This window comes from Streptomyces sp. V4I8 (genome assembly GCF_041261225.1).
Lineage (GTDB): Bacteria > Actinomycetota > Actinomycetes > Streptomycetales > Streptomycetaceae > Streptomyces.
Genome location: NZ_JBGCCN010000001.1, coordinates 4,685,714 through 4,707,901, shown reverse-complemented (window position 1 = coordinate 4,707,901; position 22,188 = coordinate 4,685,714). Strand labels below are relative to the sequence as shown.

19 protein-coding genes and 1 pseudogene are annotated in these 22,188 nt (G+C 71.6%); 12 read left to right on the top strand and 8 right to left on the bottom strand.

All coding sequences use genetic code 11. From position 1 onward, the window contains the following. Positions 1-3: 3 nt before the first annotated feature. The 3 genes and pseudogenes from ABIE67_RS21115 to ABIE67_RS21105 all read left to right on the top strand — a co-directional run. Positions 4-96: pseudogene (locus ABIE67_RS21115) on the top strand (RidA family protein); the annotation flags it as partial. Next, positions 89-271, top strand: a complete 183-nt coding sequence (locus ABIE67_RS21110) for a hypothetical protein (protein WP_370259671.1) — start codon at positions 89-91, stop codon at positions 269-271. The pseudogene ABIE67_RS21115 and the gene ABIE67_RS21110, both read left to right, overlap by 8 nt. A gap of 175 nt (positions 272-446) precedes the next feature. Beyond that, on the top strand, positions 447-1,895 hold the full coding sequence (locus ABIE67_RS21105; protein WP_370259668.1) for a PAS domain-containing protein: 1,449 nt from the start codon (positions 447-449) through the stop codon (positions 1,893-1,895). A gap of 31 nt (positions 1,896-1,926) precedes the next feature. Here the strand turns inward: ABIE67_RS21105 and ABIE67_RS21100 are convergent, their stop codons facing one another. After that, positions 1,927-2,682, bottom strand: a complete 756-nt coding sequence (locus ABIE67_RS21100; RefSeq protein ID WP_370259665.1) for an SIS domain-containing protein — start codon at positions 2,680-2,682, stop codon at positions 1,927-1,929. Between the two features lie 608 nt (positions 2,683-3,290). Between ABIE67_RS21100 and ABIE67_RS21095 the strand changes: the two genes are divergently transcribed. Next, a complete protein-coding gene (locus ABIE67_RS21095; protein WP_004000347.1) occupies positions 3,291-3,983 on the top strand; it encodes a metal-dependent transcriptional regulator in 693 nt (230 codons plus the stop codon). Between the two features lie 670 nt (positions 3,984-4,653). Then, a complete protein-coding gene (locus tag ABIE67_RS21090) occupies positions 4,654-5,541 on the top strand; it encodes an alpha/beta fold hydrolase (protein ID WP_370259659.1) in 888 nt (295 codons plus the stop codon). 132 nt (positions 5,542-5,673) lie between these two features. Here the strand turns inward: ABIE67_RS21090 and ABIE67_RS21085 are convergent, their stop codons facing one another. The 3 genes from ABIE67_RS21085 to ABIE67_RS21075 form a co-directional block, all read right to left on the bottom strand. Further along, on the bottom strand, positions 5,674-7,275 hold the full coding sequence (locus ABIE67_RS21085; protein WP_370259655.1) for a transporter: 1,602 nt from the start codon (positions 7,273-7,275) through the stop codon (positions 5,674-5,676). Then, on the bottom strand, positions 7,272-8,042 hold the full coding sequence (locus ABIE67_RS21080) for an ABC transporter ATP-binding protein (protein WP_370259652.1): 771 nt from the start codon (positions 8,040-8,042) through the stop codon (positions 7,272-7,274). The genes ABIE67_RS21085 and ABIE67_RS21080 overlap by 4 nt, the downstream gene beginning before the upstream one ends. A gap of 117 nt (positions 8,043-8,159) precedes the next feature. Then, positions 8,160-8,822 (bottom strand): bifunctional DNA primase/polymerase, encoded by a 663-nt coding sequence (locus ABIE67_RS21075; protein WP_370259649.1) that lies wholly within the window; start codon positions 8,820-8,822, stop codon positions 8,160-8,162. Positions 8,823-9,141: 319 nt separating this feature from the next. Between ABIE67_RS21075 and ABIE67_RS21070 the strand changes: the two genes are divergently transcribed. Continuing rightward, positions 9,142-10,527, top strand: a complete 1,386-nt coding sequence (locus ABIE67_RS21070) for a transcriptional regulator (protein WP_370259646.1) — start codon at positions 9,142-9,144, stop codon at positions 10,525-10,527. 201 nt (positions 10,528-10,728) lie between these two features. Beyond that, the gene (locus ABIE67_RS21065) at positions 10,729-12,774 is read left to right on the top strand and encodes a hypothetical protein (RefSeq protein WP_370259644.1); all 2,046 of its coding nucleotides are present in this window, start codon (positions 10,729-10,731) and stop codon (positions 12,772-12,774) included. Positions 12,775-12,795: 21 nt separating this feature from the next. Here ABIE67_RS21065 and ABIE67_RS21060 read toward each other — a convergent pair whose 3' ends face one another. Beyond that, the gene (locus ABIE67_RS21060; protein WP_370259641.1) at positions 12,796-14,106 is read right to left on the bottom strand and encodes an ABC transporter substrate-binding protein; all 1,311 of its coding nucleotides are present in this window, start codon (positions 14,104-14,106) and stop codon (positions 12,796-12,798) included. 117 nt (positions 14,107-14,223) lie between these two features. Between ABIE67_RS21060 and ABIE67_RS21055 the strand changes: the two genes are divergently transcribed. After that, positions 14,224-14,724, top strand: coding sequence for a hypothetical protein (locus tag ABIE67_RS21055; RefSeq protein ID WP_370259638.1), 501 nt, complete (start codon positions 14,224-14,226; stop codon positions 14,722-14,724). 85 nt (positions 14,725-14,809) lie between these two features. Then, positions 14,810-15,691 carry a formyltetrahydrofolate deformylase gene (purU, locus tag ABIE67_RS21050; protein WP_370259635.1) on the top strand — a complete coding sequence of 294 codons (882 nt, stop codon included), beginning with the start codon at positions 14,810-14,812 and terminating at the stop codon, positions 15,689-15,691. Between the two features lie 189 nt (positions 15,692-15,880). Here purU and ABIE67_RS21045 read toward each other — a convergent pair whose 3' ends face one another. Together ABIE67_RS21045 and ABIE67_RS21040 are read right to left on the bottom strand one after the other, a co-directional pair. Continuing rightward, the gene (locus ABIE67_RS21045) at positions 15,881-17,164 is read right to left on the bottom strand and encodes an MDMPI N domain containing protein (protein WP_370268781.1); all 1,284 of its coding nucleotides are present in this window, start codon (positions 17,162-17,164) and stop codon (positions 15,881-15,883) included. 158 nt (positions 17,165-17,322) lie between these two features. Beyond that, entirely contained in the window at positions 17,323-17,907 is a 585-nt protein-coding gene (locus ABIE67_RS21040; protein ID WP_370259632.1) for a sigma-70 family RNA polymerase sigma factor, read from the bottom strand. Between the two features lie 369 nt (positions 17,908-18,276). Between ABIE67_RS21040 and ABIE67_RS21035 the strand changes: the two genes are divergently transcribed. After that, positions 18,277-18,657: an STAS domain-containing protein gene (locus tag ABIE67_RS21035; protein WP_370268779.1), complete on the top strand. Its 381-nt coding sequence runs from the start codon at positions 18,277-18,279 to the stop codon at positions 18,655-18,657. A 152-nt stretch (positions 18,658-18,809) separates the two neighbouring features. After that, complete coding sequence (locus ABIE67_RS21030) at positions 18,810-19,322, top strand: EF-hand domain-containing protein (RefSeq protein WP_370259628.1); 513 nt, start codon at positions 18,810-18,812, stop codon at positions 19,320-19,322. A gap of 45 nt (positions 19,323-19,367) precedes the next feature. On the opposite strand, the gene ABIE67_RS21025 is transcribed toward ABIE67_RS21030, so the two are convergent. Continuing rightward, positions 19,368-20,873, bottom strand: coding sequence for a class I adenylate-forming enzyme family protein (locus tag ABIE67_RS21025; protein WP_370259625.1), 1,506 nt, complete (start codon positions 20,871-20,873; stop codon positions 19,368-19,370). Positions 20,874-21,053: 180 nt separating this feature from the next. Here ABIE67_RS21025 and ABIE67_RS21020 point away from each other — a divergent pair, with 180 nt between their 5' ends. Beyond that, positions 21,054-22,187, top strand: a complete 1,134-nt coding sequence (locus tag ABIE67_RS21020) for an acyl-CoA dehydrogenase family protein (protein ID WP_370268777.1) — start codon at positions 21,054-21,056, stop codon at positions 22,185-22,187. Position 22,188 lies beyond the last annotated feature (1 nt).

Below are 22,188 nucleotides of genomic sequence, written 5' to 3'. Positions count from 1 at the left end.
TCTGCGGCGGCGATGATGATGTGCGGGCTCGCGGATCCTCGTATGAAGATCGAGATTGAGGTGTGCGCGAGGAGGGGAGGCGGCTCTTATGTCTGATCTTCGGATTGCGCCGGTGGACGGTGACGTGATGCTTCAGGGGGTGGGCGGGGACGGGCTCCGGGGCGCCGAGGAGCACGGGTTCGTGGAGGTCGACCGGTATGTGGCGTCGGAGGACGAGAACGAGGTGTGGCTGACGTTGCGACGGGCAGGCTTCGAGGTCAGCGGGGCGTGAGGGCGGGACGTGACGCCTGCGGCCGGTCTCCCGGGATTTTCGCCGTACAACGATTCCTTCAATCTTGTGGGAACTCGGTGTGCGTTGCGTCACGTTCCAGTTAGATGATGGCGAGTGAGCGCACCGACGCGTCGTACGTGCGGACGCAGCTTGGCAGGCTTGGCAGGGGGTCCAGGTGAGTGCTTCCCGGCGTAGTGGGACCACCGACGAGCTGGGGCCGGACGAACCCGAGCGGGACGGTCCGGAGGGTTCGTCGGGTGGTTCCGAGGGTTCTGCGGGCGGTTCAGATCTGCTGGCCGCGCTGCTGGACGGGATGGACGCTGCCCTGTGCGCCTTCGACGCGGAGGGGGTCGTCACCCACTGGAACCGCGAGGCCGAGCGGATCCTCGGATGGAGCGCCACCGAGGCCGTGGGGCGGCGCGGATTCGCCGGGTGGGCGGTGCGCGAGGCCGACGCCGAGGAGGTCGAGGCGCGGCTGATGTCCGCCATGGACGCTCCCGGGCGGCAGGTGCACGAGTTCGCGCTGCTGACCAAGGACGGCGGGCGGGTGCTCGTACGTACGCAGTCGGCGGCCGTACGCGGGCCGGACGGGAAGCCCGCCGGGGTGTACTGCGCCTTCAGCGAGGTGCACGCGCAGATCGATCTGGAGCGGTCGATCGCGCTGAGCGAGGCGCTGTTCGAGGACGCGTCGTGGGGCGTGGTGCTCGTCGACGCGGATCTCCGGCCGGCCGTGGTGAACGCCCATGCGGCCCGTGCGCTGGGCATCGGGCGTACGTCCGTGCTCGGGCGGCCGCTGGGGGAGTTGCTCGCGCAGGGGGTCGAGGAGCTGGAGAGCGCGCTCACCCATGTGCTGGCGGAGGGTGCGCCGCCCGCGCCCGCCGAGATCTGGGTGAGCGTACGGACGCCGGAGGGCGAGCGGCGGCGGTGCTGGCGGTGTGGCTTCGTACGGCTGGCCTCGCCGCTCGCGGAGGAGCCGGTGCCGTTGGGGGTGGGCTGGCTCTTCCAGGACATGACCGAGGCCAAGCAGGCCGAGCAGGAGGGGGCGCTGCTGCGGTTCCGGACCAATCAGCTGCATCGGGCGGCGCGGGCCGCCGCGGAGTGCGAGGAGCCGGCGGACGCGGCGACCGTGCATCTCGACTTCGCGCTGGCCGGGTTCGCCGATCACGCGTTGATCGACCGGGTCGCGGGTGGGGCGGTGGCGGATACGCATACGGACGAGGACGCGACGGCCGCGGGGCCGGTACGGCTCGTTCGGGTCGCCGTGACGCCCGCGGGGGCGCCGGGGCCGAGTCTGCTCGGTGGGGAGGCCGGGCTGCCGGTGCGGTACGCCGAGGGGCATCCGGCGTTGCAGTGCGTGGCGCGGGCCGGGTCGGTGCGGGCCGATGCGGGCAGCATGCCGGCGGAGCAGGCGCGTGCGTGGGCGGTGGGGCGGCAGTGGCCTGCGGACGCGGTGCACGCGCTGTGCGCGGTGTTGCGGAGTCGGGGGCGGACGTTGGGGGTCGTGACGTTTCTGCGGGGCGCGGGGCGGAGTGCGTTCGAGCGGAGCGATGCGGTGTACGCGGAGGATGTGGCGGTGCGGATCGCTGCCGCGTTGGATTTGGCGGGGGTTGTGGGCTCGGTGTAGCGCGGCTCCGGCCTGGGCGGCGTGCTGGTGCCTACTGGCGGTAGAAGATCCTGTCGCCGTACTGCTCGAACACCCGGCTGTTCCAGTCGAGGCCGCCGTCGACGTTCCCGGAGCGCAGGAGCGGGGGCTCGATGCCGCGGGTGGCCAGGGAGGCGGCCGCTGTGGCCATGACGGCCTGGAGGAGGGCCGCCGTGACGACCGTGGAGGCGGGGGCGAAGGGGGCCGGGATCGTGTCGAGGGTGAGTTCCGCGTCGCCGACCGCGATCTTCGAGTCGAGGACGATGTCGCAGTGGTCCTTGAGGTAGGTGCCGGAGAGATGGCGGGACTTCGTCTCCGAGGCGTATGCCACTGACGTCACGCCGATGACCCTGATGCCGAGGGCGCGGGCCTTCATGGCCATCTCCACGGGGAGGGCGTTGCGGCCGGAGAGGGAGATGATCACCAGGGCGTCGCCCTCGCGGAGGGGGGAGCTGTCGAGGACCGCGCTCGCCAGGCCGTCGACGCGTTCGAGGGCGGAGCCGAGGGTGGCGGGCATGACGTCGACGCCTACGACGCCGGGGACCGCGAGCAGGTTCATCAGGGCGAGGCCGCCGGCGCGGTAGACGAGGTCCTGGGCGGCGAGGGAGGAGTGACCGGCGCCGAAGGCGAAGAGCCGGCCGCCGGTGGCTACGGTGTCGGCGAGCAGGGTGCCGGCTGCCTCGATGCTCTCGGTCTCCTCGTCGCGGGCCCGCTGGAGCAGGGCGATGGCGGCGTCGAAGAACTGGTCGGCCGGCTTGCTGTCGCTCATGCGGGGCCCTCCGGGGTGGCGGGGTGGGGGGGGTGCGGGGTGGGTGGGGGTGTGTTGCGGATCACGGTGCGGTCTGGACCAGTGTGGTGTCAATACGGCCGGGTGCCTGCGGCAGCCCGTTGCGGTGGGTGGGGGCTGGTCGCGTCCCACGCGGCGGTAGCCGCACATTCGACACAGCCCCGCGCCCCTGAGGTGCCTGCGGCGGCCCGCTGGTGTCCGGTGGGGGTGCGTGTAGCGCGTGCGGGTGGGTGGGTCGGGGCCGCGTCGGGGGGTGTCCGTCCTCGGTCCGGTGGCTGGCGTATTGCCGGGAGGTGCCGTTTCTTGACACCGGACTCTGCGGGCGGACACCCCCCGACGCGGCCCCTTGCCGCCGTACGCGGCTGCCGCGCCGCGGGGGTGCCGGGCCGTGGGTCTGCCGGGCCGTGGGTCTGCCGCTCCGGTGGGGGTGCCGGTTGGTGGAGGTGCCGCGGGCTGGGAAATCGCTGGTTTTGGCGGCGCGGCACGGTTGTCAGTGGTATCCGGCAGAATTGAGTGCAGGGCCAGCGCACGCGCCGTGGAGCTGTCTCGCTTCCGGCTGAGCTAATCGCAGAGCTAATCGAGGGGCACGTATGTCCGGACTGATCGACACCACGGAGATGTATCTCCGCACCATCCTCGAGCTGGAGGAGGAAGGTGTGGTCCCCATGCGCGCCCGTATCGCCGAGCGGCTGGACCAGAGTGGGCCGACCGTCAGCCAGACGGTGGCGCGGATGGAGCGTGACGGGCTGGTGTCCGTGGCGTCCGACCGGCATCTGGAGCTCACGGACGAGGGGCGGCGCCTGGCCACCCGCGTCATGCGCAAGCACCGCCTCGCCGAGTGTCTGCTCGTCGACGTGATCGGGCTGGAGTGGGAGCAGGTGCACGCCGAGGCGTGTCGCTGGGAGCACGTGATGAGTGAGGCCGTGGAGCGGCGCGTGCTGGAGCTGCTGCGGCATCCGACCGAGTCGCCGTACGGCAACCCCATCCCGGGGCTGGAGGAGCTCGGTGAGAAGGACGGCGCCGATCCGTTCCTCGACGAGGGCATGGTCTCGCTGGCCGATCTGGACCCGGGGGTCGAGGGCAAGACGGTCGTGGTGCGGCGTATCGGTGAGCCGATCCAGACCGACGCGCAGCTGATGTACACGCTGCGCCGGGCCGGTGTTCAGCCGGGCTCGGTGGTGAGTGTGACCGAGTCCGCGGGTGGTGTGCTGGTCGGTAGCGGTGGTGAGGCGGCCGAGCTGGAGGCGGACGTCGCCTCGCATGTGTTCGTCGCCAAGCGCTGATTCGGCGGCCACTTCTGTCTGTGCAACTCCCGGTGGGCGAGCGGGAGTTGTGGTGATGCGCGGATCTCGTCCATTCCAAGATTCAGTACGTCGAATCGCAGCGCTCCGCGGATTCGCGTGCCAGTCTGTCGCGTAAGGCATAGGACCTGAGGGCTCTCGGCCGTGACTGACAGTGATGCGTCCGGCCGGGGAAGGGGCGGGCGGATGTGCCGTGGAAGTGGAGAGGGCCCCGGCGCCGTGTGGCGCCGGGGCCTGTCCTCCCCTGTGCTGACCCGGAGCCCCGAGCTCTCAGGGTCATTCCCCTCGGACCGGTTTCCCCGAGCGGTCCGCCTCCCGGTGAAGATCTCCCCTCGGTGGTGCCGATCAATCCTTGAGAGGGGTCACTCGAATGAGGGGTGTTGGCCACAGAGACGGCATTTTCGAATAAGGGTTCGATAGTCTGCGGGTGACGGGTGACGGGTCACGCGGAACGTGCGCTTCATGGGTGTGCGCATAAGATCACGTGAGACACACAGGACATGCACATCGTGTGCGAGGCCGCCGTCGACGCCTGCACCGCAGGTGGCGCGCGGCACTCGCGTGAGCGACGGCAGATACGGCAGGCGGAACACGGTTCACAGGACCGGCCGGCTCGAGCGGTCCGAGCGGAGCTAGGGGGGTGCCAGGACCAATGGCGCGGCGCATCGACGTGACCGGGACGGACGGCGCACGTCTCGCGGCCTGGGAGTTCGGCGACCCTCCCAAGACCGACCCCGCAAAGGAGCACGACAGCACGCCCGGTGTGCTGTTACTGCACGGCCTCATGGGCCGCGCCTCGCACTGGGCCTCCACCGCCCGCTGGCTCTCCGAGCGGCACCGCGCTGTCGCACTGGACCAGCGCGGCCACGGACGGAGCGACAAGCCCTCGCAAGCCGCCTTCACACGCGAGGCGTACGTAGACGACGCCGAGGCCGCCCTCGAACAGCTCGGCCTCGCCCCGGCCGTCCTCATCGGCCATGCCATGGGTGCGCTGACCGCGTGGCAACTCGCCGCCAGGCGGCCCGATCTGGTGCGGGGTGTGGTCATCTGCGACATGCGGGCGTCCGCGCTCGGCGCTGCCTCGCAGCGGGAGTGGGCGGACTGGTTCAAGGCCTGGCCCGTTCCCTTCGCCACGCTGGCCGATGTGCGGAAGTGGTTCGGTGAGGACGACCCCTGGGTGGAGCGGCCCAATGCCGCGCGGGGTGAGTTCTACGCCGAGGTGATGCACGAGTGCGAGGACGGGTGGCGGCCGGTTTTCGAGCCGGACCAGATGCTCAGCTCACGGGAGACGTGGGTGTTCGACGCGCACTGGGAGGAGTTGGCTCAGGTTCAGTGCGCCGCGTTGGTCGTACGGGGCCTTGACGGGGAGTTGGGGCGGGCCGAGGCCCAGGAGATGGTGCGGGTGCTGCCGCGCGGGGAGTACGCGGAGGTGGCTGACGCCGGTCATCTGGTGCACTACGACCAGCCGGAGGGGTGGCGCGCGGCGATCGAGCCGTTCCTGGACGCGGTGCACTCCGCTGGGGATGCCGGGCGCCTGTGAGCTCGGGGCTTTCTCTTTGGCGGCGGCCGCGGGTCGTTCGTGGCCGCTCGCGCCCACGCGGCGGAGCCGCATATCGATACGGCCCCGCGCCCCTAGAAGGGCGTTCCAGGCCCCCTGTGCCGGACAGAGCCGTCAGGCCTTGCTCACCGCCGTCAGGATCTCCGGCAGGCGGGCCGCTGCGCGGGGGGCCGCCAGGCGTAGGCCCAGCCAGGTCGTCGCCGCGCCGTACGCCGCGCCCGTCGGCAGCAGCAGCCAGGTCCAGGCGTCCCCGTCCTCGCTCACGTTCAGCCAGATCGCCAGGGCGATGACGGGGGCGCAGAGCAGGGCCGCCGCGATCAGGCCGCCGAAGATCGAGATCCAGGCCAGGCCCGTCTGACCGGGGGCGACGTTCTTGTAGCCCTCCTGCGGGATGGAGTACGGGAAGCGGGCCGATGTCCAGGCGCCGGTCGCCAGCATGGCGCCGAGGAGGGCGAGGGACAGGCCGAGCGCCTCGGGGAGCTTCGGCCAGTCGCCGAGGAATGCCGTCGTCAGGACGGTGACGAGGGTGGCGTAGGGCAGAGTGATCAGCAGGAGGGCCAGGGCCCGGCCGCGCAGCTCGACATAGGCGTCCCGGGGGGAGGAGATGGTCAGCGCGACCATCCAGAACGCGGATGTGTCCTGCCCGAACTGGTTGTACATCTGGATGCCGAGCATCCCGGCCGCGAAGCAGGCGAAGTAGATCGAGCCGGTGCCCTGGAGGGCGTTGAACAGCGGCACGATCAGGCCGATGGCGAGCGAGGTCACCCAGGCCGCCTTGGTCTTCGGGTCGCGCCAGACGTAGCGCAGGCTGCGCTCCATGACGGTGCCGGTGCGGCCGGCCGGCAGAAGCCGGGCCAGGCCCGTCGAGTTCCGTTCGCGTACGGAGGCCTCGGTGGCTGCCTGGAGCGTGGAACCGTCGGGTGAGGTCATCAGCCGGGTGAGGTGACGTGACCATACGGCGATCAGGGCCATCAACGCGACGACGGCGAGGCCGAGTTGGAGGATCCCGGTGCCGTACGACCCCTCGCTCACCGACCGCACCGCCGCGATCGCGGACGCCGGCGGCACCCACCGCAGCACGTCCGCCGCCGGGTCGAGCTGGGCGAGCCCCGACGAACCCAGGCGCTGTGCCCCGAAGTTCACCACCTGCGCGCCGATCGCGATGACCAGCCCGCTCAGCACCGCCAGATCGCGCCCCTTACGGCTGGTCAGCAGCCGGATGTTGGCCGCGGCCACGGCCCGCGCGAGCGCCACGCACACCAACAGGGCCAGGACCACGCCGATGACGCCGACGACGTAGGCCAGCCCGCCGTGCGCGACCGCGATCACCGAACCGGTGAACAGGCACAGGGTGAACAGGGGTCCGATGCCGACCAGGGAGGCCGCGAGCAGGGCCCGTACCAGGGGCCGGGGGCGCAGCGGCAGCATCACCAGCCGGGTCGGGTCGAGGGTCTCGTCCCCGCCGGGGAAGAACAGCGGCATCACGGCCCAGCCGAGCGCGAGGACCGCGACCAGGAGGACGACCAGGGAGTCGGCGTGGGCGGTGCCGCGCAGCATGATCAGGCCGAGGAGTTGCAGCGCGGCGAAGAGGAGCACCACGACCGCCGAGGCGATGTAGGCGGCCCGCCGCCCACCGGACTGCCGCAGTCCGTTCCGGAGCAGCGACAGCTTCAGACGTACGACGACTCCTGTCACGCCCGTCACTTCGGTGCTCATCGCGCCCCGCCGCCCAGCCAGTCCAGGTCGGTCCCGGCGGCGCGGCCGTTCGCGCCGACCAGTTCGAGGAACGCCTGCTGCAGCGAGGCCGCCTCACCGCGCACCTCGGCGAGGGGGCCGTGGGCCCTGATGCGTCCGGCGGCCATGACGGCGACCCAGTCGCACAGCGACTCGACGAGCTCCATGACATGGGAGGAGAAGACGACGGTCGCGCCGGAGGCGGTGTAGCGCTCCAGGACGCCCCGGATGGTCTGGGCGGAGACGGGGTCGACGCCCTCGAACGGCTCGTCCAGGAACAGCACTTCGGGATTGTGCAGGAGCGCGGCCGCGAGACCGATCTTCTTGCGCATGCCGGTCGAGTAGTCGACGACCAGCTTGTGCTGGGCCCCCGCCAGATCGAGTACGTCGAGTAGTTGGGTGGCTCGCTTGTCGACCTCGGCGCCGGGCAGCCCGCGCAACCGCCCCGAGTACGCGAGCAACTCCCGCCCGGAGAGCCGCTCGAAGAGCCGAAGCCCTTCGGGCAGCACCCCGATCCGCGCCTTCACTTCGACGGGGTCCCGCCAGACGTCGTGCCCGACGACTTCGACGGTCCCGCCATCGGGCCTGAGCAGCCCGGTCACCATGGAGAGGGTCGTGGTCTTCCCTGCCCCGTTGGGCCCCACGAGCCCGATGAACTTCCCCGCGGGCAACTCCAGATCGATCCCGGCAACGGCAACCTGCTGCCCGAACCGCTTCCAGAGCCCACGCACACTTACGGCCGACGTCATGAGCGCCAACCTAAGGGGGCGCGGGGCTGTTTCGATATGCGGCTGCGCCGCGTGGGCGCGAGCGACCACGATGAGCCCGCAGCCGCCGAACTACCGAATCCGGCGGACGAGCAGGCGCTACCGATCCCGCCCGCAGGCATACGCGAGCGGCGAGATCAACTCCTCCGCATCCGGCAGCCACCGGTTCGCCGGCGTAGGCCGGCAGGCCCACTGCACAGCACCCCGGGACCCGAACCGGGTCGGCGGCCCGGCAACCCAGGCGCCCTCGCCGAGCGCGACGAGGTCCAGCGACCCGACCGACCACCCCAGCTTGCGCACCAGGTCGGGAACCTTCACCGACGCGCCCGGCAACACGAAGAAGTGCATCCGGCGATCCGGCGTCAACGTCACCGGCCCGAGCGTCAGCTCCATCCGCTCCATGCGGGCCAGCGCGAGGAACCCCGCGGTCTCCGGGACGGAGATCGCGTCGAAGGTGCGCCCCGTCGGCAGCAGGATCGACGCGTTCGGCTGCTTCTGCCACATCCGGCGTGCGACCGTCGCGCTCCCGGTCGCCTGCGTGGCCCAGTCCGGGCGCGCGGGGTGCGCGCCGGGCGCGGGGCACGCGGTGTCGCTGCAGGAGCAGACCTGTGCGCCGTCGACGGCTTCCAGCCAGGTCCCGGGGAACACGTCCCAGTGACGCTCCTCGGCATAGCGAACGGCGGTCTCCAGCAGCGTTTCGCCGCGCTGCTTCGGAATCTTTGCGGCTTCGGTGGCCGGGATCGTCTCTTCCACGCCCAACACAACTCCCGCACCCACCTGTAGTTACGGGGGTAGCGCGCGCGGGGGAGGAGCATTGATTCCTCATCTGGGGCGCATGGGTGCATGTGTGGGGGCGCGCGGGAGGATCGGTGGGCGGAGCTGGGTAGCCCACTGTGGGGTCGGCTGACGCCTTTACCCCGGCAATCCTCGCAAGCCTCGCATTTTCGGTATGTCGACTGGGCATTGATCTTCACGGCCGGAATCCTGCGGTGCACAGCCAGTGCCCCCGCGCCGGATTCCGGCGGTGAAAGACACGTCAACTCGGTGCGTGGGCAGGCACCGCAGCCACAGGGGGTACGCCATGGCCGCCAGGCCTCTCGTCGCGCGACAGCCGAACGAACGGCTGCAGGCGCTCATCCAGGAAGCGGGCTGCTCGAACGCCGGGCTGGCCCGCCGGGTCAATATGTGCGGCGCCGAGCACGGCCTCGATCTGCGCTACGACAAGACGTCCGTGGCCCGTTGGCTGCGAGGACAGCAGCCGCGGGGGCGGGCGCCGGCGATCATCGCGGAGGCGCTCGGCCGCAAGCTGGGCCGTACGGTCACGATCGACGAGATCGGCATGGCCAACGGCAAGAACCTCGCGTCGGGCGTCGGTCTCCAGTTCTCGCCGACGGTACTGGGGGCCATCGAGCAGGTCTGCGAGCTGTGGCGCAGCGACGTGGGGCGGCGGGACTTCCTGTCCGGCTCGTCCGTCGCCGCGTCCGCGCTGGTCGAGCCCAGCCGCGACTGGCTGATCTCGTCGCCGGACTCACAGGTGTCGCGTTCGGCCGGGCCGCGCGTGGGGCAGTCCGACGTGGCGGCCGTGCGCGCGATGACGCAGGCGCTCGTCGACCTTGATCACCAGTACGGCAGCGGGCATGTGCGCCCGGTCGTCGTGCACTACCTGAACAGCGTCGTCTCCGGGCTGCTGGCCGGCTCGTACCGGGAGGCCGTCGGGCGGGAACTCTTCGCCGCCGTCGCGCGGTTGACCGAGCTCGCCGGATACATGGCCGTCGACACGGGCCAACCGGGGCTCGCGCAGCGGTACTACATCCAGGCGCTGCGGCTGGCGCAGGCCGCGGGAGACCGGGGATACGGCGGGTATGTGCTGGCCGCCTCCATGAGCCATCTCGCCGCGCAGCTCGGAAACCCGCGTGAGATCGCGCAGTTGGCGCGGGCGGCGCAGGAGGGGGCGCGAGGGCGCGTGACCCCGCGCGCGGAGGCGATGTTCTATGCGGCCGAGGCGCGAGGGCATGCGTTGATGGGTGACGCGCGGACCGCCCAGGTGGCCTCCGGACGGGCCGTGACCGCGCTGGAGACGGCGGATCCGGAGTCCGGGGACGACCCCACGTGGATCGCGCACTTCGACGAGGCCTATCTCGCCGACGAGTTGGCGCACTGCCACCGTGACCTCGGCCAGGCCGAGGCGGCGGCGCGGCGCGCGGAGGAGTCGCTGGCCGGGCTCCCGGAGACGAAGGCGCGGCGCCGGGCGATCGGCTATGTGCTGCTCGCCACAGCGCAGGTGCAGCAGCGCGAGATCGAACAGGCCTGCCACACCGGGCTGAAGGCCGTGGAACTCCTGGAGGGCCTGCGTTCCAACCGGGGCGCCGAGTACCTGGACGACTTCCAGCAGCGGCTGGAGCCGTTCCGGGACGAGCCGGTGGTAAGGGAGTTCGGGGCGCGACTGGATCTCCAGACGGCGGCGTGAAACCAGGGGGTACGAGGGCGTGAACGGCAGGGAAATGAAGGCGCCGGTGGGGAAAGGGGGGCGTGTGTAGCGGATGGGGGCCGGGATTGTTACGGCGGTCACAGCACAGCGGGTCACCTCCTGAGCTGCGTAGCACGCGGATCGGGCGACCCGGTAGCGTGAGCCGACGATTCACAAGGTCCCCCATTAGTAGGAGTCCCGGTGACGCAGAGTGGACGGGGCGAGGAGCCCTCGGCGCGACCCGCGCACGAAGGCATCGTGCTGCCCTCCGACGGCGGTGAGCCGCTGCTGCCGGGCATGATCGGCGGGCAGGCCGACCGGCCGACGTCGGTACCGGCCACGCCGCCGACCACGCCCCAGCCCTCGGCACCGCCCGGCGGCCAGTCCTGGGGCACCCCCTGGGGACCCGAGCACACCCCGCCCGCGCCGTCGCCCCCACCGCCGGCCGCGCCGGGCCAGGTCTGGGGAACGCCGCCCGGCCAGTCCTGGGGCGGGCAGGAACAGCAGCCCTACCAGGGCGGCCACGCCGGTGCGTCGCCGTCGCCGGCCCCATGGGGTGCGGCGACGGACGCCGCCGGGGGCGTGCCGACCCAGTCGTCCCAGTCGTCCCAGCCGTTGCCGCCGGAGGGTGTGTCGTACGGCGGGGGAGCGCAGGGCGCGCCGCAGGGCACGGCGTCGTACGGCCATGGGGCCCCGGTCGCCGGGTCGCCTCTGCCGGATCAGCAGTACCAGTCCCAGCAGCCGCAGCCCCAGCAGCACCAGCAGTACCAGCAGCCGCGGCCCCAGCAGCACCAGCAACCGCAGCCGCAACCTCAGCCGCAGCCGCCGTACGGTCAGGGCGGTGCCCCGTCGGCGCCGCTGCCTCCTGCCGGCGGGCAGGGATACGGCGCTCCCGGCTTCGGTGGTGCGCTGCCGCCGGCCCAGCCGGCCCAGCCGGGCGGTCCGGGCGCGCCTCTGCCGCCCGCGGCGCACGGCGCCCCCGATCCGTCTCAGCCGCACCCCGGTGCCGGTGCCGGTGGCTTCGGGGCTCCGTTGCCGCCGGCCGACCAGGGCGCCACTCAGTACATACCGCCGGTCGCTGCCGCCCCCGCGGGCGCGGACGACCAGGCCACGCGCTACATACCGCCCGTCGCCGCGGCCCCTGCGCCCGCCGCCGACGAGGGGGCGACGCAGTACATCCCGCCGGTGGGGCCGGGGGCGTTGCCGCCCGAGGTGCCCGGTGAGAGCACGCAGATCCTGGGGCGGGCCCGGCAGGGCGGTGGCGCCGGTCCTCAGGGCGGTGCCGGAGCGATGCCGCCGCCTTCCGGGGCCGACACCGACGCCACTCAGTACATCCCGCCCGTGACCGGTCAGCCGGGCGGGGCGGCCCAGCCGGGGCCGGGACGGCAGCCGCTCTCCGACTTCGACAACCTCTTCCGCAGCGAGCCGGGCGGCGAGCCCCCGGCCGCGGCCACCCAGCAGCTCCCGCGCTTCCAGCAGCCCCCACCGCAGCCTCAGGGCTCGCGCGAGACGGGGTACTTCCCGCCCGGACCGCACGGCGGGCACGGCGGTCCCGGACCCCACGGCCCGGACGCCGACGACATCGGCCACGGAGGCCGCGGAGGCCGTCGTACGGGCTCTCGGGTGCCGCTCATGGCCGCCGTCGGCGTCGGTATCGCCGTCCTCGGCATCGGTGCGGGCGCGATGCTCGCCGGCGGGGGCGGGGACGACCAGAAGAGCGAGGAGAACAAGCCGGTCTCTGCCACAGCTCCGGCGACCGAGGGCTCTCCGTCGCCGTCCGAGGACCCGGCCGAGCAGCAGGCGATCGCCCTGGACAAGCTGCTGGCGGACAGCGGCGACAGCCGTACCGCCGTGATCAACGCGGTGGCCGCCGTGAAGTCCTGCGGCAACCTCGCTCAGGCCGCCACCGATCTGCGGGGCGCGGCCAAGCAGCGCAACCAGCTGGTCACCGACCTGTCCAAGCTCACCGTCGACCAGCTCCCGAACCACACCGAGCTGACCACGGCGCTGACCAAGGCGTGGCAGGCGTCGGCGTCCGCCGACAACCACTACGCGGCGTGGGCGGACCAGGTCGCCGCCAAGAAGAAGCAGCTCTGCAAGAAGGGCCAGGCCCGTTCCACCGGCCAGACCCAGGCCGGCAACCAGGCCAGCGGCACGGCCAGCGCGCAGAAGAAGACGGCCGCGCAGCTGTGGAACACGATCGCCAAGAAGTACGGGCTGACGGAGCGCCAGCCGACCCAGCTGTAGGACGGACGGACCGCCGGGCGGTCAGTTCAGTTCGGCGGCCTGCAGCGTCCTCGTCACGTCGATGAAGTTCTTGCGGGCCGCCACCAGCCTGCCCTCGCGGACGACCTGGAGCGTCACCTTGCGGTTGACCAGACGGGGATAGCCGACGGCGGCGAGGACGTCCTGGAACTTCCACTGGAGGGTCGGCGTGAGCCCGCCCGTGGAGACCTTCAGACCCCTGTTCAGGGCTGCCCGCACGGAGTCGGCGGTCACCGCGTCGTCGCCGAGCGACTCGACGACCTTCTTGAACACCGTGTACGCGATCCACGTGGTCTGCACGCCGGCGTCCGCGGGATCGATGCGGTTGTCGCCGAAGGCCTGCTCGCTGATCACCTTCTTCATCGGGTCCCAGCGCGGATCGCTCGCGACGGGGTACCAGCCGGTGATGTACGACCCCTCGTAGGGGCTGGACGCCCCGCCGTTCGCGTTGATCACGGTCTGGTCGACGCTGCCGAGCACGGTGGCGGTGCGCACGTCGGAGTAGTCCTCGCGGGAGCGCCGGAAGGAGTCCATGAAGGTGGTGGTGCGGTCGCCCAGGGCGGGCACCACACAGCCCGGGTCCGTCAGGTCGGTGGTGGAGTAGCGAAGCGCCCGCTCCGACTGGCCGCCGTACTCCGTGGCGTCCTCGTCGGCCAGCTGGTCGGCGGCGGCCGGGTGCCGGCCCGCCCTGAGGCCGGAGTTGAGCAGCGGCGGCAGCTCGTCGCCCGCGATGCTGTCGGGACGTACCAGCGCGACGGGACCGCAGGTGCGGGCCAGCTCCCGGCCGAGGCCGGCCAGGAGGGTCGGCTGGCCGCCGTTGACGGGGAAGGAGAGCGGGCTGGTGAACTCGGCGTTGGTGATGCCGTAGCCGCCTATGTACGGGATACCGGCGCCCTCCAGCGAGGGCAGGAAGGTGTCGCCGTACTGGCTGTAGGAGCCGACGACCGCGACGACGTTCTCCTCGATCGCGCGGTCGGCGCACCGGGCCGCGGCCACGCTGTCGTTGTGGTCGTTGCAGGTGAGGACCTTGAGCTTGCGGCCGCCGAGGCCGCCGTGCGCGTTGACCCAGCGGGCGTACGCCTGCGCGAAGGCGGGCATGCCGGGTTTGTTGGTCGTCTTGGTGTTCTCCGGCGCCCAGGTCATCACGGTGATCGTGTCATCCCCGGAACCCCCCGTGGTACCGGGGATGACACCACATCCAGCGGCCAGCGACGCACACGCCACCAGTGCCGCCGCGGTGCGTGCGGAGGCTCGGACGGGCCGGTTGGTGATCGTGGGGAGGACAGTGCTGCGGGTGCGTCGCCTGCCGGTCATGGATACGCACGATTCCCCCACACCACTAACCCTGGCGTGACCCTTGGTTATTGTTCGGTGACGGCAAGGTGAATTGCGGGGGCCGGTGAGGCGCCTGTGAGGGGGAACGTACGATCGATGACCGTGCAAGGTTCGGATAGCTCTTCCCGTCGCGGCCGTCGCTCCTCCACCATGGGCGGCATGCCACTCAACGACATGCCGTGGTGGCGCTGGCGCAGCAATGTGCGCTCCGCGCTGCACATGCTCTCCGACCAGACGTTCCAGCGGGACGTCTGGCTGGCCGGTGTCGACGGGTACGGCGACGTCACCGACGCCGTGTACCGCCTGGTCGAGGACACCTGGCTGGACAACTGGTCCGCCGAGAAGTACGTCGGCACGATCTTCCGTGACTCGCAGGAGGCGGCGCTCGTCGACACCGCCGTGCTGCGCGTGCTGCGGATCATGCACCAGGTCGGCCCGGACGCGCAGGTCGCCGCCTACCTCGAGAACCAGGGGTGGCCGGAGGCGGTGCGGGCGGCGCGGGACGCGCATGTCCGGATGGCCATGGCCGACGGCGAGGACCCGGACGCCCCGCCGCGGACGCTCGAGGTGCTGGCGATCATGACGCGGTCCGCGTAGGCCTCTGGGCAGGAGGTCCGGGCAAGCGGTCCGCGTAACGGGACGGCTGTCCGGTGCGGGGGCCGAATATGGGACCCTGTGCTGCATGAACCAGCAGTCCACCCGAGCCGCGGTCCCCTCCGACCAGTACGTCCTCACCCTCGCCTGCCCCGACAAGCAGGGCATCGTGCACGCCGTGTCGAGCTACCTCTTCATGACCGGCTGCAACATCGAGGACAGCCAGCAGTTCGGCGACCACGACACGGGACTGTTCTTCATGCGCGTCCACTTCTCGGCGGAGGCGCCGGTGACGGTGGACAAGCTGCGGGCGAGCTTCGCGGCGATCGGTGACGCCTTCCAGATGGACTGGCAGATCCACCGGGCCGAGGAGAAGATGCGGATCGTGCTCATGGTCAGCAAGTTCGGGCACTGCCTGAACGACCTGCTGTTCCGGGCCAGGATCGGCGCGCTTCCTGTGGAGATCGCCGCCGTGGTGTCCAACCACACCGACTTCGCCGAGCTGGTGGGGTCCTACGACATCCCCTTCCACCACATCCCGGTGACCAAGGACAACAAGGCCGAGGCCGAGGCCCAGCTGCTGGAGATCGTGCGGGAACAGGGCGTGGAGCTGGTCGTGCTCGCCCGGTACATGCAGGTGCTCTCCGACGATCTGTGCAAGGCGCTCAGCGGGCGGATCATCAACATCCACCACTCGTTCCTGCCGAGCTTCAAGGGCGCGAAGCCGTACCACCAGGCGCATACGCGCGGTGTGAAGCTGATCGGGGCGACGGCGCACTATGTGACCGCCGACCTCGACGAGGGGCCGATCATCGAGCAGGAGGTCGAGCGGGTGGGGCATGACGTCACGCCGGACCAGCTCGTGGCGATCGGGCGCGATGTGGAGTGCCAGGCGCTGGCTCGGGCGGTCAAGTGGCATGCCGAGCGGAGGATTCTGCTGAACGGGCGGCGGACGGTCGTCTTCGCCTAGTAGCTCGGGGGTTCTGGTTCGGGGGCGGCTGCGGGTAGTCGCTGGCCGGTCGCGCAGTTCCCCGCGCCGTGGAGCACGTGCACTGGACGTACCTCAAGGGGCGCGGGGCTGTATCGATCTGCGGCTCCGCCGCGTGGGCGCGAGCAACCACGAACCACCCGCAGCCGCCCGCGAATCCGAAACCGCCCCCTACATCCGGCTCAAGCTCGCCGCCGCCAACAGCACATCCCGGATCGCCCCACGGTCACCCACCTGCCCCGCCGCAGCCTCCGCAGGAGACACGTGGCCCGCCGCCAGCCGGCAGAACTCCGCGCCGTCGAGGGCGACATGGGCCACCTCATGCTCGGCGGAGCCCACCGCCGCCGGGGAGTCCAGCGGGATCAGCCACTGCCCACCACCTGAACCCTCGATCTCCAGGCGGAGGCTACGGCCGGGCTCTCCCGCGGGGACAAGGTGCCGACCCGGTGGCGGTGCCGCCAGCCCCGCGCGGCGGCGGGCCGACAGCACCGTGGGCAGCAGGCGGGCCGCCAGGCCGACCATCTGGTGCAGGTCCTTGCCGGACGGCGGCTCGTACGGGTAGTCCACCGCCTCGGCGATGTCCTCGGCGTGCACCCAGCACTCGAAGGCGCGGTCCAGCATCGCGTCATGCAGCGGCAGCTCGAAGTCGCCGTACGGGACGGACAGTTTCCCCGTGCCGCCCCCGGCCCCGCCGCCGCCCGTGAAGGACACCGTGCGGACCAGGGCGTTGGTCTGTTCCCGCCAGGGTGCGCGGACGGCGCGGGTCGGCGGGAAGTGCGAGGCCCGCCAGTACGCGTCCGTGCGCGCGGCCGGCGTCGGACGGTCGGCGGCCACCTCGCCCATCGGGTCCTCCAGGCCCAGCGCGATCGCCACCAGCCCGTCGACCGTCAGCAGATGGGCGATGACCCCGGCGACGGTCGTACGACGGCTCGTCGGCTCGTCCCTCTCGAACCACCGCAGCCGCACGGGCGCGTGCCACTCGGCGTCCCCGAAATCCTGCAGCAGGGCGTCCAGGCGGGCCGTCTCCGCGTCGTACGGCGTCGCCCACTCGGGCACCGGGATGCGCGGTGGGCGCCGCTCCAGGCAGCCCTCCAGGACGCGGGTGCGCAGGGCGGGGTCCAGGTCGAGGCTCTCGGCGGGGTGCAGCAGGCCGACGGCCTCGCGCAGCCGCCGTGCCTCGTCCGCGCAGAGACCGCAGTCGCCGAGGTGCTCCTCGACGGCCGCCGTCTCCTCGGGGGAGCAGGCGGCCAGCGCCCAGGCGCCGAGGAGCGCCTTCAGGACGCGGTGTTCGAGGACGAGCGGGGCAGGGCGCGGGGCCGGGTCGCCGAGGTCCTCCAGGGAGGGCAGCGGACGGCCGGTGTCCTCGACGGAGGCGCGGGGGAGCGGTATGCGGGGCGGCTGGTCCGGGCCCGGCTCCGGGGTGGGGTGCTGGTCGTCGCCGTTGCCGCTGCTCATACCGTCGGCTCCGCGGGTCGAGTCTCCGGAGCCGTTCTCCCCCTCGGTCCCCTTGGTCTCCTCGGTCCCCTCGGTCTCCTCGTGCTTTTCCTGATCGTCGACCGGGAACCGGTCCGGGTCCCGGTCCGGATCCCTGTCCGGAAACCGCTCTGCCTCGTTCACGCCGCACCCCCGTAGCCCGGCGGTGCTCCCGGGGCGGCGCCGGCGTCGTGGGCGGTGGACAGCAGTTGCAGGCCCAGACGGAGTCGGCGGCGGGCCTCGTCCTCGGTGACGCCGAGGTCGGCGGCGGTCTGGCGGTAGTCGCGGCGCTGGAAGTAGGCCAGCTCCAGGGCGGCGCGCAGCGGGACGGGCATGGACTGGACGATGTAGTCGGCGCGGGCGGCGACCGAGGCGTGCCGCACCTTGCGCTCCAGTTCCTCGGTGGAGCCCTGGCCGGCCTGGACGAGGGCGGCTGTCTCGGTGGCACGCAGCCGCTGCACGGCGAGGCGGTGGGTCAGCGTGGCCACCCAGGAACGCAACGGGCCCTGCTTGGGGTCGTAGGTGTCCGGGTGCTCCCAGACATGGGCGAAGACGTCGCGGGTGAGGTGGTCGGCGGCGCGCTCGTCGCCCAGCACGGTGTGGGCGAGGCCGTGCACGAGCGAGGCGAACCGGTCGTACAGCTCGCCGAGGGCGGCTGCCTCGCCGCGGGCGAGCCGCTGCTGCATCTTGCGGTCCCAGCGGGGCGGTGCGTCCTTCTTCGCCATACGGCCCCCCTCACCGGTCCGTCCAGTCCAGCGTGCGTCCTCCGTCTCCCCGAATGTAGTCGGCACGTCTGACAGCGCACGCCCCTTCGTCGCAATGTGCGCCCCTTGTAGAGCCATGGCTGGTGACGCACCTCGCACTCGTGGTAGAGGACCTCGCACTCGGATCACCCACGGACCCACTCGGATCTGCACCCGGGTCGGCTACCCGGCCGCCGCGTGATCAGACTCGATCGAACAGGATCGAATGCGATTGAAACAAGCCTTTTCTGATCGGTGACCGTTTTCTGGACGGTGTTTCAGGGAACAGCCGCTGGGCAGCCGCGCTGCAAGGAAGCGTAGGTGTCGCTTCCGGTTCGGCGAGCGAGGGGCGTGGTGGTGACGTTGAAAGTGACCGGCGGCGAGCGAGGCGACTGGGCTGTGCTCCAGGTGTCGGGCGAGCTGGATCTGGTGACCTCGCCGGTGATGCGTCAGCACATCCATGACGTGGTGGCCGAGGGGCGCCACAGCCTCGTCCTCGATCTCTCCGAGGTCCTGTTCTGCGACTCCAGCGGCGTCGGTGTCCTCATCGCCGCCCGCCGCCTCATCCGCTCCTGCCAGGGCAGCCTGCGGCTGATACTCCCGGCGCAGGGCGCGGCGGACGGGTCGCACGTCAACCGCGTCCTGGGGGCGCTGGGGGTACGCCGGCTCTTCGAGGTCTACCCGGACGTCGCGGCGGCGGTCGCGGACGACGCCCGTCCGCTGTCGGCCTGAACAGGGCCGATCACCGACGGTAGTGCCACACCGTTGTACCGAAATTCACCCGGTCTTGGCACAACCACCACTTCCCCGCGCCCCGACCGCCCCTGGCGTCGTACGCTCCGTGCCAGAGGTACCCCACGTGACGTAAGGCGGCCCGATAAGACATGGTCAGCAGCGAGTACGAGCGCAGGAGCGCCGCCCGGTTCGCCACCTTCGACCAGGACGGCAACGGCTATATCGACCGGGAGGACTTCATCGCGGCGGCCAAGGCGCTGCTCGCGGAGTTCGGCATCGCCGCCCGGTCCGACAAGGGCCAGGCGCTGTACGGCGGCGCCGAGGCGTTCTGGCAGGGCATGGCCGGAATCGCGGACCGGGACGGTGACCAGCGCATCACCCGCGAGGAGTTCGTGAACGGCGCGGTCAAGCGGCTGCGGGACAACCCGGACCGGTTCGCCGAGATCGCCCGCCCCTTCCTGCACGCCGCCCTCGACCTGGCCGACTCCGACGGTGACGGAGCCGCCACGGTCGCCGACACCGTGCGCGTCCTCGGCTGCCTCGGCGTCCAGCAGGACGTCGCCCAGGCGGCGGCCGCCTCGCTCGACACGGACGGCGACGGCAAGGTGGCGGAAGGCGAGATCATCACCGCGTTCGCCCGCTACTTCACCGTCCCCGAGTGATCCCTGCGCCGTGATCCCTGCGCCGTGATCCCCGCGCCGTGATCCCTACGCCCCCGAGAAGCGCTCCCTGAGCTTGTACTTGAGCACTTTCCGCAGGGTCTCGTTGCGTGGAAGGGCGTCCACCACCTCCAGTTGCTCCGGCAGCTTGTGGGTCGACAGCCCTTCCCCGCGCAGATACGACGTCAGCGCCTCCAGGGTCAGCTCGTCCGCGCCGGCCGGCTGTTCCACGACCGCGCAGACCCGCTCCCCGCGCTCCGTGTCCGGCAGCCCGATCACGGCCACGTCCCCGACCGCCGGATGCCGGTGCAGCAGGTCCTCGATCTCCTTCGCCGAGACGTTCTCCCCCTTGCGGATGATCACGTCCTTCAGGCGGCCGGTCAGCACCAGATGCCCACTGTCCGTCAGATACCCGAGGTCACCGGTCCGCAGGAACCCCTCCTCGTCGAAGGCCCGCGCCGTCTGCGCCGGGTCCAGATAGCCCCGGCACACCGCCTCCCCGCGCAGCCGAACCTCCCCCGCCACGATCCGTATCTCCATCTCCCGCGGCGGACGTCCCTCGGTCGTCGCCAGGTTCTCCGCCGTGTCGTCAGGCGCCCCCATCGTGATCATCGGCACCTCGGTCATGCCGTATCCGTGCGTCAACTGCACGCCCATCTCGCGGACCACGGCGTGGTAGAGCTCCGGCGGCTTCGGCGCCCCGCCGCCCGCCAGCAGCCGCAGCGAGGGTACGGCCTTCCCGCCGTCCGGCTGCCTGCGCTGCTCCGCCAGGAACATCGAGTAGAACGCCGTCGACCCGCCGGCGATCGTCACACCGTGCCGGCGGTACTGCTCCAGCGCGTCCGGCAGCGCGAACTGCTCGAACATCACCGCGGGGAAGCCGTACAGCAGGAGCATCACCATGTAGTCCGGGCCGCCTATGTGCGCGTACGGGAAGGCGATCGACCCGATGTCGTCGGCGGTCGGGCGCAGCGCGTGCGCGAGGCAGGAGCCGCCCGCGATCAGTGAGCGGTCGGTGTGCAGCACGCCCTTGGGGTCGGACGTCGTCCCCGAGGTCCAGTAGATCCAGCGCACCGAGGTGCCCTCGGCGGGCGGTGGGGGCAGCACCGACGGATCGCCGTCGGGCAGGGTGTCGTAGGCCTCGAAGATCCTCTTCGCGCCCAGCCGGCGCGCCATTCCGGTGTGGTCGAAGCCCCGCCACTCGCCCGGCACCGCGAAGAACTCCGCCTTCGACTCCCGCAGCGCGAACCCGACTTCGCGGTCCCGGTAGAAGGGGATGACCGGCGACTGCACGGCACCGAGGCGGGCCAGTGCGAAGGACAGCACGGCCGTCTCGATGCGGGTGGACAGCTGCCAGGCGACGACCGTGCCGGGGCGTACGCCCATGTCGTACAGGCCCGCCGCCACGCGCTCGGCACGCGCGCGTAGGCCGCCGAAGGACAGGGTGCGGTCGTCCTGGAGGAGAGCGGGGCGGTCGGGGGTGCGGTCCGCGCGGTCGGCGACCAGGTCCCAGAGGGTGCGCGAGGAACTCAGGGCGTGAGCGGTGTCGTTCATGACAACCCCCTGCATTCGCTGAGCATTAGCTGACGGTCAGTCAGATCGTGGGCAGAGCGTAGGGCTCACCGCCTTGTCGGTCCAGGGGTGCGGGGCTAGCCTTCCTGTGGCGGCATGACCTGACGGTGCATCAGATAACAGGGACGGATGGCCTGGCTTCCGGCGGAGGGGGACCGGCTCGTGGATCTGGCGTACACGCCCGAGGAAGAGGAGTTCCGCGCCCGGCTGCGGGAGTGGCTGGGCCGGGCGCTGCCCTCGCTCCCGCCGAAGCCGTCCCCGGACGACTGGCCCGGACGCCGTGCCTACGACCTCGGCTGGCAGCGCAGGCTGTATGACGCCGGGTACGCCGACGTCCACTGGGGCGCCTCCCCGACCGTGCGGCTGATCTTCCTGGAGGAGACCGAGAAGGCGGGCGCGCCCTATGTGGGGGCCAACTTCGTCGGGCTGCTGCACGCGGGGCCGACCATCGCCGCCGAGGGGACCGCCGGGCAGCGGGACCGCTGGCTGCCGCCGATCCTGCGCGGGGACGAGGTCTGGTGCCAGGGCTTCAGTGAGCCGGACGCCGGATCCGACCTCGCGGCACTGCGCACGCGCGCGCGTAGGGACGGCGACGACTATGTGGTGAGCGGGTCCAAGATCTGGACCTCCCATGCCGAAGTCGCCGACTGGTGCGAGCTGTTGGTCCGCACCGACCCGGAGGCGCCCAAGCACCGTGGGATCAGCTGGCTGGCCATGCCCATGGACGCCCCGGGCATCACCGTACGGCCGTTGCGGACTCTCGCCGGGTCGGCCGAGTTCGCCGAGGTGTTCCTCGATGAGGTCCGGGTGCCGGTCGCCAACCGGGTCGGGGACGAGAACGACGGCTGGCGCGTGACGATGGTGACCCTGTCCTTCGAGCGCGGCACGGCCTTCGTGGGCGAGGTCGTCGCCTGCCGACGCGTCCTGCGCGAACTCGCCGGTGAGGCCCGCAAGAACGGGCGCTGGGACGATCCGGCGCTCCGGCGCCGGCTGGGGCGGCTGAACGCCGAGTTTCGGGCGTTGTGGCGGCTGACGCAGTGGAACGTGAGCGAGGCGGAAATGAGCGGTGGAGTGCCGGGCGTAGGGGGTTCGGTTTTCAAACTGAGGTATTCGCATGCCCGCCAGGAGCTCTACGACGCCGCTGCCGACGTCCTGGGGCCGGAGTCGCTGGACCTCGACCGGCCGTGGGTGCTCGACCGGCTGTCCTCGCTGTCGTACACCATCGCCGCCGGCACCTCACAGATCCAGCGGAACATCGTGGCCGAGCGGATCCTCGGGCTGCCGAAGGGGCGGTGAC

Excerpts from the sequence above, each read along its gene's own strand:
- ABIE67_RS21110 (WP_370259671.1), top strand. The coding sequence starts at position 89 with ATGTCTGATCTTCGGATTGCGCCGGTGGACGGTGACGTGATGCTTCAG.
- ABIE67_RS21100 (WP_370259665.1), bottom strand. The coding sequence starts at position 2,682 with ATGAGCGACAGCAAGCCGGCCGACCAGTTCTTCGACGCCGCCATCGCC.
- ABIE67_RS21095 (WP_004000347.1), top strand. The coding sequence starts at position 3,291 with ATGTCCGGACTGATCGACACCACGGAGATGTATCTCCGCACCATCCTC.
- ABIE67_RS21090 (WP_370259659.1), top strand. The coding sequence starts at position 4,654 with ATGGCGCGGCGCATCGACGTGACCGGGACGGACGGCGCACGTCTCGCG.
- ABIE67_RS21085 (WP_370259655.1), bottom strand. The coding sequence starts at position 7,275 with ATGAGCACCGAAGTGACGGGCGTGACAGGAGTCGTCGTACGTCTGAAG.
- ABIE67_RS21080 (WP_370259652.1), bottom strand. The coding sequence starts at position 8,042 with ATGACGTCGGCCGTAAGTGTGCGTGGGCTCTGGAAGCGGTTCGGGCAG.
- ABIE67_RS21070 (WP_370259646.1), top strand. The coding sequence starts at position 9,142 with ATGGCCGCCAGGCCTCTCGTCGCGCGACAGCCGAACGAACGGCTGCAG.
- ABIE67_RS21060 (WP_370259641.1), bottom strand. The coding sequence starts at position 14,106 with ATGACCGGCAGGCGACGCACCCGCAGCACTGTCCTCCCCACGATCACC.
- ABIE67_RS21055 (WP_370259638.1), top strand. The coding sequence starts at position 14,224 with ATGACCGTGCAAGGTTCGGATAGCTCTTCCCGTCGCGGCCGTCGCTCC.
- purU (WP_370259635.1), top strand. The coding sequence starts at position 14,810 with ATGAACCAGCAGTCCACCCGAGCCGCGGTCCCCTCCGACCAGTACGTC.
- ABIE67_RS21045 (WP_370268781.1), bottom strand. The coding sequence starts at position 17,164 with ATGAGCAGCGGCAACGGCGACGACCAGCACCCCACCCCGGAGCCGGGC.
- ABIE67_RS21040 (WP_370259632.1), bottom strand. The coding sequence starts at position 17,907 with ATGGCGAAGAAGGACGCACCGCCCCGCTGGGACCGCAAGATGCAGCAG.
- ABIE67_RS21030 (WP_370259628.1), top strand. The coding sequence starts at position 18,810 with ATGGTCAGCAGCGAGTACGAGCGCAGGAGCGCCGCCCGGTTCGCCACC.
- ABIE67_RS21025 (WP_370259625.1), bottom strand. The coding sequence starts at position 20,873 with ATGAACGACACCGCTCACGCCCTGAGTTCCTCGCGCACCCTCTGGGAC.